Source organism: Saccharopolyspora sp. NFXS83, assembly GCF_026241095.1.
Lineage (GTDB): Bacteria > Actinomycetota > Actinomycetes > Mycobacteriales > Pseudonocardiaceae > Saccharopolyspora_C.
Window position 1 is genome coordinate 173,539 of sequence record NZ_JAPFGB010000010.1, and the last position, 13,344, is coordinate 186,882.

Genomic DNA, 13,344 nt, shown 5'->3' on the forward strand with positions numbered 1-13,344 from the left:
GTCGCTTGACCGGGTGATCGCGTAGGCCGTCCGCCTCTCGCGCACCACGCGGTCCACTTCCCCACTTCCGCAGATCCGACAGCAGGTAGGCGGCGAGGGGCGGGCTGTCGGTGACGACGCCGTCGCAGCATCCGCTCGACCTCTGTCCTCGGGAACCACGTTTGGCTTTGCTCCGTCTCCTCGCGGTTCGGCTCGCCCCGCACCGGAGGGCGCCGTCGGCACCTGCTCGCGGGCGGACCCGATCCGCGCCGACGAGCCGCGCTCCGCCGTTGTCGGGATCATGACCTGCGTGGACGGTACTGTTGTCAGGCCCGCGTGCGACGCTGGCGGACACATCACCGATGGCGACGTGCACCGCACGCGCTCGGCGTGTCCGCGCGCGGGTGGAGGGGAGCTGAGGGGCACCGCCCCACGCCGATCGGATCAGGTGACGCGGACCGCGAAGGCGGGCCCGCGCGACGCGACGGAGACGCGATGAGCACGGAGACCCGCATGCCCGAGCCGCACATCGCCGACACCCACGACCTGATCCGCGTGCAGGGGGCGCGGGAGAACAACCTCCGGGACGTCAGCGTCGACATCCCGAAGCGGCGGCTGACGGTGTTCACCGGGGTGTCCGGCTCGGGCAAGAGCTCGCTGGTGTTCGGGACCATCGCCGCCGACTCCCAGCGGATGATCAACGAGACCTACAGCGCCTTCGTGCAGGGCTTCATGCCGACGCTGGCGCGGCCCGACGTCGACGTCCTCGAAGGGCTCACCACCGCGATCATCGTCGACCAGGAGCGGATGGGGTCCGACCCGCGCTCCACGGTCGGCACCGCCACCGACACCGGCGCGATGCTGCGCATCCTGTTCAGCAGGCTCGGGCAGCCGCACATCGGCTCGCCGCAGGCGTTCTCCTTCAACGTCGCCTCCATCAGCGGGGCGGGCGCCGTCACCATGGAACGCGGCGGGCAGACCGTGAAGGAGCGGCGCAGCTTCAGCGTCACCGGCGGCATGTGCCCGCACTGCGAAGGCCGGGGCGCGGTCACCGACTTCGAGCACTCCCAGCTGTTCGACGCGGACAAGTCGCTCGCCGAGGGGGCGCTGACCGTCCCCGGCTACAGCATGGACGGCTGGTACGGGCGCATCTTCATGGGCTCGGGCTTCCTCGACCCGGACAAGCCGATCCGGAAGTACACGAAGAAGGAACTCGACGACCTGCTCCACAAGGAAGCGACCAAGGTCAAGGTCGACAACGTCAACGTGACCTACGAGGGCCTGATCCCGCGGATCCGGAAGTCGTTCCTGGCCAAGGACCGCGAGGCGATGCAGCCGCACATCCGCGCCTTCGTGGACCGGGCGATCACCTTCACCGGCTGCCCGGAGTGCGAAGGCACGCGGCTCAGCGCGGCGGCCCGGTCGTCGAAGATCGGCGGGATCAACATCGCCGACGCGTGCGCGATGCAGATCAGCGACCTCGCCGACTGGGTGCGTGGCCTGGACGAGCCCTCGGTGGCGCCGCTGCTGGAGAAGCTGCTGCACACGCTCGACTCGTTCGTGGAGATCGGGTTGGGGTACCTGTCGCTGGACCGGCCGTCGGGCACGTTGTCGGGTGGTGAGGCGCAGCGGACCAAGATGATCCGCCACCTCGGGTCCTCGCTCACCGACGTCACCTACGTCTTCGACGAGCCGACGATCGGGCTGCACCCGCACGACGTCCAGCGGATGAACGCGCTGCTGCTGCGGCTGCGGGACAAGGGCAACACGGTGCTCGTCGTGGAGCACAAGCCGGAGACGATCGCGATCGCCGACCACGTCGTCGACCTCGGGCCCGGCGCGGGCACGGCGGGCGGGACCGTCTGCTTCGAAGGTTCCGTCGAAGGGTTGCGCACGGGCGGCACGATCACCGGCCGCCATTTCGACGACCGGACCGCGCTCAAGGGCTCGGTGCGCGAACCCACCGGGGTGCTGGCGGTCCGCGGCGCCACCGCGCACAACCTGGCCGGCGTCGACGTCGACATCCCGCTCGGGGTGCTGTGCGCGATCACCGGGGTGGCGGGGTCCGGCAAGAGCTCGCTGATCCAGGGCTCGGTGTCCGGGCGCGACGGGGTGGTGACGATCGACCAGGGCGCGATCCGCGGTTCGCGGCGCAGCAACCCGGCGACCTACACGGGACTGCTCGACCCGATCCGCAAGGCGTTCGCGAAGGTCAACGGGGTGAAGCCGGGACTGTTCAGCGCCAACTCCGAGGGCGCCTGCCCGAACTGCAACGGCGCGGGGGTCGTCTACACCGACCTGGCGATGATGGCGGGCGTGGCCACGACCTGCGAGGAGTGCGAGGGCAAGCGGTTCCAGGCCGCGGTGCTGGACCACCACCTCGGCGGGCGGGACATCAGCGAGGTGCTCGCGATGCCGGTGGCGGAGGCCGAGGAGTTCTTCGGTGCCGGTGAGGCGCGCACGCCAGCCGCGCACAAGATCCTCGCGCGGCTGGCCGACGTGGGGTTGGGGTACCTCCGGCTGGGGCAGCCGCTGACCACGTTGTCCGGGGGCGAGCGGCAGCGGCTCAAGCTGGCGACCCACCTGGGCGATGAGGGCGGCGTGTACGTCCTCGACGAGCCGACCACCGGGCTGCACCTCGCGGACGTGGAGCAGCTGCTCGGGCTGCTCGACCGGTTGGTCGACGCCGGCAAGTCGGTGCTCGTGGTCGAGCACCACCAGGCCGTCATGGCGCACGCGGACCGGATCATCGACCTCGGCCCCGGTGCGGGTCACGACGGTGGCCGGGTGGTCTTCGAGGGCACGCCCGCCGAGCTGGTCGCCGACCGCTCCACGCTCACCGGCGAGCACCTGGCGGCCTACGTCGGTGCTTGAGGGTCAGAACGGGCAGTGCATGACGTGCAGGCCGATCCGGCCGAGGTTCGGGTCGGCGAAGGCGCCGGGCACGGTGCCGATGATCGTGAAGCCGAGGCGCTCGTAGAGCCTGATCGCCGAGCGGTTCGACTCGACGACCGCGTTGAACTGCATCCCCGCGTAGCCCTCGTCGCGGGCCCAGCTCAGGGTGTCCTCGCAGAGCGCGGCGCCGACGCCGCGCCCGCGCGCGTCGGCGGCGACCATGAAGCTCGCGGTGGAGACGTGCGCGCCCGGTCCGGCGCGGTTCGGGCCGCTCTTCGCGGTGCCCAGCACGCGGCCGTCGTCGTCGACGGCGACGACGGTGCGGCCGGGGGCGGTCTCCAGCCACAGGTCGCGGGCCTGCTCGGGGGTGAGGTCCGGGTCGTAGCAGAACGTGTCCTGGGCGCGGGCGATCTCCCGGATGATCGGCCACACCTGGGCCCAGTCGGCTTCGGCGAACTCCCGGATCAGCATGCCGCGAACGCTAGTGCGGCCCGGTCGGGTGAACAATCGGATTTCCGTCACCCCTGTGAACTGCGGCGATCGCTGCGAGGCGTGCACCAGGGGGATTCGGTCCGACACGCCGACGCGGTCGCTGCCGGAGTGATCAACGCGGGCTCCCTACCCTCGACCGCATCGACTTCCGGGCGAAGGGCGGAGTAGATGCGCACCGTTTTCCTGCACGGCGACGGCGACCGCTTCGCCGCGTCCGCCGCGGCGCTGTCCGATCGGTTCGGCGCGCGTCCCGAGGCCCCGGACCTGGTCGACGTGCTGCTGCGGGACAAGTGCGCGCGGGACGGGTTGCTGGCGCGGTGGACCGCAGCGGACCTGACCCGGTTCCTGACCGAGGTGGTGCCCCGGCACCTGGTGCTGCCGCGCTGGTCGGCGGTGCCGGAGCTGCTGCACGACTGGGTCGGCTTCCTCGACGCCGAGGGGCTGCTGATGGTGGGCGGCGATCCGGTGCGGGCGCTGCACGCCGCGATCGACCGGGCGGTGCCCGCCTACCTCGCGGCGATGGCCGAGCCCGCGGAGTGGGGGCCGGAGAAGTTCTGGGCGCTGAGCGCGCGGGAGCACGGCGTCGACCTCGGGGCGGAGGGCGCGTTCGAGCGGTTCGTGCAGCGGGTGGAGGGCGGTGAGGCCGCCGTCGACCGGGAGCTGCTGCGCGGGATCGAGGAGCGGGCCGAGCGGGAGCCGCTGCCGGTCCCGGCGCACTGGCTGCCGCCGATGCGCGTGCCGGAGGAGACGACGCCGGAGGCGGAGGCGGCGCGGTCTCCGATCGCGGGGTTGATGGCGGCGCTGCACGGCTGGGCGGGTCCGGGGCGGGTGCTCGGCGAGGGCGTGGAGCTGGCCGCGGAGCTGGACTGCGGCCCGGAGGTGGCGCTGCTGTGCGCGGCGTGGGCGGAGCGCGTGCACCTCGTGCGGATCATCGACGGCCGGGTGGTGCCGGGGGCGATCGGGACCGCGCTGCTCGCCGAGCCGGGGGTGCTGTGGACGCGGTTGTGGCAGTCCTTCGTGCTGCTCGACGAGGTCGTCGGTCCGGAGGCGGCGGCGCTGGACGGGCTGCTCGACGGGGAGGACGCGTTCCCCGAGCTGGTGCAGGCGGTGCTCACGGCCCTCTACACCCACACCGACGCGGTGCCGTTCGAGCAGGTGGTGAGCCTGGTGCTGCACGCGCTCGCCGAGGACGGCGGCGAGGAGCGGCCTGCTGTGGCGCGGGTGGTGGAGCGGGTGCTCGCCTTGTGGGAGCGGATGGGCGTGCTGCGCCGCTACCGCACCGAGCTGCCGGAGGCGGTGGCTCGGATCGAGGCGTTCGCGCCGGTGGCGGCGGACCGCACGATGGTGGAGCTGCTGCCGCTGGGCGTGTGGGCGGCGCACGGGTCGCTGCGCGCCTTCGGCTTCGTCGCCCCGACGGTGCTGGAGGCGGTGGCGTTGCCCGCGGAGGTGGTGGTGCTGGCGCTGCCGGGCAGCCCGCCCGACGTGGTGGAGGAGGTCGTATCGGGCTGGGTCGCGGCGCGGGGCCGGTCGGCCGCGGCAGCGGAGCTCGGGGACCTGCTGCGCCGGGTGGACGATCCGGAGCTGCGGCTGGGCGCGTTGTGGTTGCTGGAGCACACCGGGGACGAGGGCGTCTCGGCGGTGCGCGGGCTGCGCGAGGATCCGGTGTGCGGTCCGGCGGCCCGGATGTGGCTGCGGGTGCGGCCGGGTGCGCAGGAGGTGCCGCTGCTGCCCGGCGACGAGCTGGTGGTCGCGCTGGACGCGATGGCGGTGACGGCGCAGACGGATGCGGCGGCGTTCCTCGTGGACTTCCGGACCCGGTCCACCCCGGATCAGCTGGCGGTCCTCGACGAGCTCGTCCGCGCCGAGCACGTCAGGGCCGATCTGGTGCTGGGCGTGGTCGCGGCCGAGCACCCGGACGAGCAGGTCTCGCGGGCCGCCCGGCGATGCTTGGACCGCTTGGACACCGCGTAGCGGAGCCCGCCCGGCGGGTGTGCCGGGCGGGCTCCTGGCGCGGTCGTGATCAGCTCGCGGCGCAGGACACGTCCTGGTCGGGGCGTGTGCCGTCGACCAGGAACGCGGTGGTGACGGCCGAGGCACAGGCGTTGCCGCTGTTCATGTAGGTGCCGTGGCCGGACTCGTCCGCGCTCACCAGCCGGGCGCGGTCCCCGAACTTCTCGCGGAGCAGTTCGGCGCCGCGGTGCGGGGTGACCGGGTCGCGGCGGTTCTGCAGGATGAGCACGTTGTCCGGTCCGTCGGCGAGCACGGGCACCGGCGGTTCGGCGGGCTCGTGCGACCAGAACGCGCAGGGCAGCACGTTCGCGGTGGCGGCGCCGTACACCGGGTACTTCTCGCGGTCCTCGGCGACGCCGCGCCGGTAGGTCTCGACGTCCTCGGGCCAGGCGACGTCGTTGCAGGTCACCGAGAGGAACACCGACAGCGAGTTGTCGACCACCGACGGCTCGGCGGGGGTGGCTTCGGCGAGCTGGCGGCGCACCGCCGCTTCGTCGGACCGGTGCAGCGACTGCCAGAGCTGCGCGGTCCTGCCGTAGGCGGGTTCGCCGAACAGCCCGCCGAAGGTGACCAGCCGGAACACGCCGCCGTCCACGTCGGCCATGGGGTGCGCGTCGAGGCGTTCGGCGAGTTCGAAGTAGGTCCGGCGCACCTGTTCGGGTGTGCTGCCCAGGCCGTAGGACCCGTGCCGTTCGGCGACCCACGCCGCGAAGTCGGGGAAGGTCTCCTCGGTGCCGAGCGCGTAGCGGCGCATCCCGTCGCGGTCCAGGACGGTGTCGCCGATGTTGCTGTCGAGCACGACCCGGTCGGCGCGCTCCGGGAACATCGAGGCGTAGGCGGCGCCGAGCGCGGTGCCGTAGGACGCCCCGTAGAGGCTGGCCTTCTCCTCGCCGAGCGCGGCCCGGACCCGGTCCAGGTCGCGGGCCATGTTCGCGGTGGTGAGGCTGCGCAGCACGCCGTCCTGGTCGTGCTGGGCGCACTGGTCGGCGATCGTGCGGGCGGCCTCGGCTCGTTCGTCGACCGCCGCGTCGTCGACCGCGTAGGGCGGGATGTTGCCGTACTTGGCCTGCTCATCGGTGAATCCGCAGCTCACCGGTGCGGAGTGCCCGACTCCCCTGGTGTCCATCCCGATCAGGTCGTAGCCCTCCATGACCGACGCGGGCAGCCCCTGGTTGGCGAGGTCGACCGAGAAGGACAGGCCGGAGCCGCCCGGTCCGCCTTGGTTGAGCAGCATCACTCCGCGCCGCCGGTCGGGCCGGTCACTGGCCAGCCGCGAGATCATGAGGTCGATCTGCGGACCGTCGGGGTCCGCGTAGTTCACCGGCACCGGCACCGTGGTGCATTGCAGGGGGTAGGCCCCGGCCGCGACGTCCGCGGGGCACGGGCCCCACGTCGGTTCGGGTGCCGCCCCCTCGGCCGTGCTCGGTACCGCCAGCAGCGAGCCCGCCAGGCCCGCCGCGATCAACGTGGCCGCGCTTCGGCCCACGCTCTTCCTGAGATCCATCTCCGCCCCTCATCCCCGGGTTCGTCTCCAGGGGTGGACTCAAGGACGTGCCCTCAGGGCCAGGTCAACAGCGGCGGGCGGAGTTGCTCCGTTCAGCCGAGCCGGTCGAGCGCGGCGGGGAGTTCGGAAATCTCGCCGAGGACGAGGTGCGCGCCGGCGAGGGCGTCGTCGGCCGGCGGGAAGTGCGGGTTGGGCACGGCGAACACGGTGGCGCCGGAGGCGGTGGCGGCGCGCAGGCCGTTGCTGGAGTCCTCGACGGCGGCGCACTCGGGCGCGGTGGTGCCGAGCAACCGCGCGGCCTCCAAGTACACGTCTGGGGCGGGTTTGCCCGCGCCGACCTGTTCGCTGGAGAGGGTGGCACCGACTTCGAGCCCGGTGCTGTCGAGGAACGCGCGGATGATGCGCGGTGGCGCGGAGCTGGCGATGGCGATGGGGAACTTCGCGGCGACGGCGCGCACGGCCGCCACGGCGCCGGGCAGCACGGGCGCGTCGTCGGCGTAGACGCGGGCCATCTCGGTGATGACGGTGTCGGCGGCTTCATCGGCGGTGAGCCGGGCGCCGAGGTCGTCGACCAGGTAGCGGGCCCACTCCGGCGTGCTCATGCCCTGCATGGCTTCGGTGGCGCCGTCGGCCCACTGTCCGCCGTGGGCGGCGACGACGTCGCGGCGGATGCGGTCCCAGAGTTGTTCGGAGTCGACGAGGACGCCGTCGAGGTCGAAGAGCACGGCTGCGGGTGGCACGCCGCCGATCGTAGGAGCTCGGGCGCGGTGTCCGCTCCTGCCGGGCGGCGCGCCGCCGAATTGCTCCGATCGCGCGCCCGCGCTGCGTCGATCGGACCTGCTGCGGTTGTGGGCCTGCTCATGGTGGCTGGCCGGAGCTCCACCAGAAAGTTAGCATGGCAAACGAAATAATCGGTGGGCGTTCACCTTGCGAGGTTCGCGGCGCGGAACGGCTCACCCCGTTTCGAGAACCGAGGAGTGGCGGCCGATGAGCGGCACGCACGACGTCCGGCTGCTGGACGTCTTCAAGGGCCAGCCCAAGGCGGTGTGGATCACGGCGTTCGCCGCGGTGATCGCCTTCATGGGCATCGGGCTGGTCGACCCGATCCTGCTTTCCATCGCAGAAGCCCTGCACGCCGGGCCCGAGCAGGTGACCTTGCTGTTCTCGTCCTACCTGGGCGTTCAGGTCGTCGCGATGCTCATCACCGGCGCGTTCAGCGCCCGCTTCGGCCCGAAGCGGACCGTGGTGACCGGCCTGGTCCTGATCGTGCTGGCCACCGTCGCCTGCGCGCTCGCCGCTTCGATCGGGCAGCTCGTGGCGCTGCGGGCGGTGTGGGGCCTGGGCAACGCGTTCTTCATCGCCACCGCCCTGTCGGTGATCGTCGGCGCGGCCAGCGGCGGCCAGCAGGCGGCGATCCTGCTCTACGAGGCGGCGCTCGGCATCGGCCTGTCCACCGGCCCGCTACTCGGCGCGCTGCTAGGCAACATCTCCTGGCGCGGCCCGTTCGCCGGGACGGCGGTGCTGATGGCCATCGCGCTGGTGCTCTCGGCCGGTTTCCTGCCCCCCGACGAGAAGGACCCGGCGAAGCGGCCGAAGGTACGGCTGCTCGACCCGCTGCGCGCCCTCAAGCACGGCGGCCTGCTGCGCACGGCGCTCGGATCGGCGTTCTACACGGCGGCGTTCTTCGTGGTGCTGGCCTGGGCGCCGTTCGTGCTGGAGTTCGGCGCCATCGCCGTCGGCCTGGTGTTCTTCAGCTGGGGCCTGTGCGTGGCGGTCGCGGGCGTGACGCTCGCCCCGAAGCTCGCCGCCCGGTTCGGCGATGCGGGCGGCACGGTGATCGCGGTGCTGCTCTACGCGGTGCTGCTGGCGGTGATGGCGATCGGGCCGAAGCCGGTCGTGGTGGTGGCGGTGATCCTCAGCGGCATCGCCTCCGGCCTGCTCAACACCTTGTTCACCGGGACCGCGATGAGCGTGAGCGACGCGCCGCGCCCGGTCGCCAGCGCCGGGTACAACTTCTGCCGCTGGTTCGGCGGGGCCGTGGCGGCGACCTTGGTCGGGCACGTCGCGGACTGGTTCGGTTCGCCGCACGCCCCGTTCGCGGTGGCGGCGGTGCTGTGCGTGATCTCGGCGTGCCTGCTGGTGGCGGACCTGCGCAAGCGCGAGGACCCGCACCGCATCCCGGTGGAGGCCGCCGCCGTCGGCGAGGAGTTCTGACCCGAACCACGAACCCGGGTGAACGGACCGTTCGTCCTATCCGCTTGGACGAACGGTCCGTTCACTCCTGTCGCGGAGCGGTGGGCGGCGGGATCATGCGGAGTGCCGGTCATAGCGCAGAGTGAGCAAGTCACGCGAACCAGCGACCGAAACGACCGCTCCACGCGAAACGTGAGCGACCTAGCGTCATGATTTCGGGTGTTGTTCACCTTCTTGTCCAGGAACTCTCGCCTGATCGGCATAGCGTCACGGTGTTCCTGACTGACATTTGGAGGTCCGTTTGCCTTCCCGACCGGACAGCGGGCGGGTCGTCCCGCTCCCACTTCTGTCGAACCACTCCGCGCGCCGCGCCTCGGCGACCTGCAAGTACCGCTGCGGCAACGCGTGCGCCCACGAAGCGCCGAACACCTCGGACAACGGCTACTTCGGCGACATCGTGGAGAGCGTCCTCGACCGCCGCGGCGCGCTCAAAGCGAGCGGCGTGCTGGCGCTCGCCGTCGGCGGGGCCTCCGCGCTGTCCAGCACCGCCGCTGCCGCCGCACCGTCGGCGACCGCGGGCGGACCGGTGGTGCCGGGAACCGACTTCGCGCCGGTCGCGCCGAACAAGGAAGACCGCGTCACGATCCCCGAGGGCTACGAGCAGGGCATCGTGATCCGCTGGGGCGACCCGCTGCTCGAAGGCGCGCCGGAGTTCGACTTCCACGGCCAGACCGCCGAGGCCCAGGAGAAGCAGTTCGGCTACAACAACGACTTCGCCGGGCTCGTCCCGCTGGACGGCTCCGGCAGGCGCGGCCTGCTCGTGGTCAACCACGAGTACACCACCGAGTCGCACATGTTCTCGAACTACGATGAGAACAACCCCACCGAGCAGCAGGTCCGCATCTCGTGGGCCGCGCACGGCCTGTCCGTGGTGTACGTGGAGAAGGACCGCGCCAAGGGCCTCGTGCCGAAGCCCAGCGAGTACAACCGGCGGATCACCCTGAACACCGAGTTCGAGGTGCGCGGGCCCGCGGCGGGCAGCGACCACCTGAAGACCTCGGCGGACCCCACCGGCACCAAGGTGTTCGGCACCCAGAACAACTGCGCGGGCGGCGTCACCCCGTGGGGCACGATCCTGTCCGGCGAGGAGAACTTCCACCAGTACTTCGGGCACTCCGAGCTGATCACCGACCCGGTCGCCGCGAAGCGCTACGAGCGCTACGCCGTCGGCACTGGTGAGACCGACCGCAAGTGGGAGCGGTTCGACAAGCGTTGGGACGTCTCCCAGGAGCCGAACGAGGCGCACCGCTTCGGCTGGATCGTGGAGATCGACCCGAACGACCCGGAGTCGACGCCGATCAAGCACACCGCGCTGGGCCGCTTCAAGCACGAAGGCGCGACCATCAAGATCGCCGACGACGGCCGGGTCGTCGCCTACTCCGGCGACGACGAGCGCTTCGACTACATCTACAAGTACGTCTCGCACGGCCGCTTCAAGCCCGGCAAGAGCGCGCACGCGCGGCGGCACAACTCGGCGCTGCTCGACGACGGCACCCTCTACGTCGCCAAGTTCAGCGGCAACAGCCCCGCCGAGGAGATCGACGGCACCGGCGAGCTGCCCGCGGACGGGCACTTCGACGGCACCGGTGAGTGGCTGAAGCTGGCCAGCGGCACCGAGTCCTTCGTGCCCGGCTTCACCGCCGACGAGGTCTACGTGTTCACCCGGCTCGCCGCCGACGCGCTCGGCGCGACGAAGATGGACCGCCCGGAGGACATCGAGCCCAACCCGGTCAACGGCCGCATCTACTGCGCCCTGACGAACAACTCCAACCGCGGTTCCGAGGGCAACGCGGCGCCGGACGAGGCCAACCCGCGCGTCGGCAACAAGCACGGGCACGTCCTGGAGTTCGACGACGACACCACCGGCACCGAGTTCCGCTGGAACCTGCTGCTGGTCTGCGGCGACCCGAACGACCCGGGCACCTACTTCGGCGGTTTCGACAAGTCCCAGGTCAGTCCGATCTCCTGCCCGGACAACGTGACCTTCGACCGGTTCGGCAACCTGTGGATCACGACCGACGGCAACGAGCTCGGCTCCAACGACGGCCTGTTCGCGGTGCCGGTCGAGGGGCCGGAGCGCGGCAAGGTGAAGCAGTTCCTCACCGTGCCGGTGGGCGCCGAGACCTGCGGGCCCGTGGTGCTCGACGACCTGATCACGGTCAACGTGCAGCACCCCGGTGAGGACGCCGAGGACGCCCAGCACCCCACCTCGCACTGGCCGGACGGCGGCGACTCGCAGCCCCGGCCGTCGGTGGCGGTGGTGTGGCGCCAGGACGGCGGTGAGATCGGCCGACGCTGATCCCACCTGCGAGCGCGGGGGCCTTCCGAATTCGGGAGGCCCTCGTTGCGCTCGTCAGTCCTCCAGCGGAGTCGGATGCCGGTGGGCATCGGCCGGACCGCGACCTTGCGCAGGATGCGGTCGCCCGTTGCGGGCGCGGCGGCGCTGGCGCTGCTCACCGGATCGCGTTAGTCGCCCGTCTGGTCGAGGTCAAGCCCGTCCAGCGGAGTGGGACGACCGGCGACCGTGCGCGATCGTGCGACGGATACGATTCAGACCATGTCTGAACGTCCGATCGCCCTGGTCACGGGTGCTTCCCGTGGCGTCGGGGCCGCCGTTGCCCGCGCCCTCTCCGAAACCCACGACGTGCTGCTCGGCGGCCGGGACGGCGAGGCGCTGCGCGCGCTGGCGGCGGAGATCGACGGCGCCCGGCCGTGGCCGGTGGAACTGACCGACGACGACGCGGTGGCCGCGGCGGTGCGCGACATCGACCGGCTGGACGTGCTGGTGCACAGCGCCGGTCTCGTCGAGCTCGGTGCGGTCGCGGAGACCGGGGTGGACTCGTGGCGGCGCACCTTCGAGCTGAACCTGTTCGCCGTGACCGAGCTGACCCGGCTGCTGCTGCCCGAGCTGCGCGCCGCCTCCGGCCACGTGGTGCTGATCAACTCAGGTGCGGGCCGGGAGGCGAAGCCGAACTGGGGCTCCTACGCGGCGAGCAAGTTCGCGCTGCGCGCGTTCGCCGACGTGCTGCGCGCCGAGGAAGCGACCAACGGCGTGCGGGTGACCTCGGTCTTCCCCGGCCGGATCAACACCGACATGCAGCGCGAGGTGCGCGACGCCGAGTGCGGCGAGTTCCAGCCGGAGCGCTACCTGCGCCCGGAGTCGGTCGCCGGGCCGGTCTGCTCCGCCGTGCGCGCCGCCGCCGACGCGCACCTCACCGAGATCGTCGTCCGCCCCTCCTGAGCCGCACCCGACGACCCCGCGCGGGGTGCCCCCGCCTAGCGTGACGACGTGACCGTGCTGCGTTCGATCGTGCTGTTCGCCCTGGCCGCCGTGGCGGAGATCGGCGGGGCCTGGCTGGTCTGGCAGGGAGTGCGCGAGCACAAGGGCCTGCTGTGGATGGGCGCGGGCGTGCTCGCGCTCGGCGCCTACGGTTTCGTGGCCACGTTGCAGCCGGACGCGAACTTCGGGCGCATCCTCGCCGCGTACGGCGGTGTCTTCGTCGCGGGCTCGCTCGGCTGGGCGATGCTGCTGGACGGGTTCCGCCCGGACCGCTGGGACCTCGCGGGCGCCGCCCTCTGCCTGCTCGGCGTCGCCGTGATCATGTACGCGCCCCGGTCTTGAGCTCGCGGTCCGAGACCGGGCAGCGGGCTCCGGTCGCCACGGCCGGCGCGCCGAACCCGCAACCGGGCGCGAGAACGGGAGGGCGTCCACGCGGACGCCCTCCCGTTCTCGCCACGACGAGCCGTTACTGAACGCTGATCGTCGCGTGCCGATCGGTCTCCTGCCCGCCTTCGGCGGGTCCCTTGCCGACGACCTCCAGCCGTTCGACGGGCACGCCCGCCTCCGCGAACTTGTCCGCGACGGCTTGCGCCCGCTGCTGGGAGAGCTGCTGGTCCTCGGGCGACGGGCTGCCGGTGTTGGCGACGAAGCCCGTGACGGTGAACTTCAGCTCCTGCGGGGCGCTCTTGGCCAGTTCCGCCGCCTTCTGCGCGGTCTGCTCGCCCTGCTCGGTCAGCTCCGGACTGTCGGCCTGGAACGTGATCGGGCTCTGCTGCAGCGCCTGGTCGATCTGCTGTTGCAGCGCGGCCTTCGCCGCGGCCGGGTCGGGGCCGGGAGGAGGCGGTGGTGGTGCTTGTTCCTGCTGCTGCTCCAGCGGCGGGAACCAAGGACAAGGGGGCCAGGAAGGCCAGGTACCGGCCCCGGCCCCGCC

Annotated in this window: 10 protein-coding genes; 6 read left to right on the forward strand and 4 right to left on the reverse strand. The window is 72.0% G+C overall.

Annotated elements, in window-relative coordinates:
* Window positions 1-474 precede the first annotated feature (474 nt).
* Window positions 475-2,853 (forward strand): ATP-binding cassette domain-containing protein, encoded by a 2,379-nt coding sequence (locus OOZ19_RS13920; protein ID WP_266090504.1) that lies wholly within the window; start codon window positions 475-477, stop codon window positions 2,851-2,853.
* Between the two features lie 3 nt (window positions 2,854-2,856).
* On the opposite strand, the gene OOZ19_RS13925 is transcribed toward OOZ19_RS13920, so the two are convergent.
* A complete protein-coding gene (locus tag OOZ19_RS13925; RefSeq protein ID WP_266090505.1) occupies window positions 2,857-3,345 on the reverse strand; it encodes a GNAT family N-acetyltransferase in 489 nt (162 codons plus the stop codon).
* 189 nt (window positions 3,346-3,534) lie between these two features.
* Here OOZ19_RS13925 and OOZ19_RS13930 point away from each other — a divergent pair, with 189 nt between their 5' ends.
* Window positions 3,535-5,337: a hypothetical protein gene (locus OOZ19_RS13930; protein ID WP_266090506.1), complete on the forward strand. Its 1,803-nt coding sequence runs from the start codon at window positions 3,535-3,537 to the stop codon at window positions 5,335-5,337.
* A gap of 49 nt (window positions 5,338-5,386) precedes the next feature.
* On the opposite strand, the gene OOZ19_RS13935 is transcribed toward OOZ19_RS13930, so the two are convergent.
* Window positions 5,387-6,880 carry an alpha/beta hydrolase gene (locus tag OOZ19_RS13935; protein ID WP_266090507.1) on the reverse strand — a complete coding sequence of 498 codons (1,494 nt, stop codon included), beginning with the start codon at window positions 6,878-6,880 and terminating at the stop codon, window positions 5,387-5,389.
* A gap of 92 nt (window positions 6,881-6,972) precedes the next feature.
* Window positions 6,973-7,620: an HAD family hydrolase gene (locus tag OOZ19_RS13940; RefSeq protein WP_266090508.1), complete on the reverse strand. Its 648-nt coding sequence runs from the start codon at window positions 7,618-7,620 to the stop codon at window positions 6,973-6,975.
* A 247-nt stretch (window positions 7,621-7,867) separates the two neighbouring features.
* Between OOZ19_RS13940 and OOZ19_RS13945 the strand changes: the two genes are divergently transcribed.
* The 4 genes from OOZ19_RS13945 (at window position 7,868) to OOZ19_RS13960 (ending at window position 12,755) form a co-directional block, all read left to right on the forward strand.
* The gene (locus OOZ19_RS13945) at window positions 7,868-9,094 is read left to right on the forward strand and encodes an MFS transporter (RefSeq protein WP_266090509.1); all 1,227 of its coding nucleotides are present in this window, start codon (window positions 7,868-7,870) and stop codon (window positions 9,092-9,094) included.
* A gap of 280 nt (window positions 9,095-9,374) precedes the next feature.
* Window positions 9,375-11,432 (forward strand): PhoX family protein, encoded by a 2,058-nt coding sequence (locus OOZ19_RS13950; protein ID WP_266090510.1) that lies wholly within the window; start codon window positions 9,375-9,377, stop codon window positions 11,430-11,432.
* A gap of 258 nt (window positions 11,433-11,690) precedes the next feature.
* Complete coding sequence (locus OOZ19_RS13955) at window positions 11,691-12,374, forward strand: SDR family oxidoreductase (RefSeq protein ID WP_266090511.1); 684 nt, start codon at window positions 11,691-11,693, stop codon at window positions 12,372-12,374.
* Between the two features lie 48 nt (window positions 12,375-12,422).
* Window positions 12,423-12,755: a YnfA family protein gene (locus OOZ19_RS13960; protein ID WP_184484124.1), complete on the forward strand. Its 333-nt coding sequence runs from the start codon at window positions 12,423-12,425 to the stop codon at window positions 12,753-12,755.
* Window positions 12,756-12,879: 124 nt separating this feature from the next.
* Here the strand turns inward: OOZ19_RS13960 and OOZ19_RS13965 are convergent.
* Window positions 12,880-13,344: OmpA family protein (locus tag OOZ19_RS13965; protein WP_266090512.1), on the reverse strand; the 465-nt coding region annotated here is incomplete at its 5' end.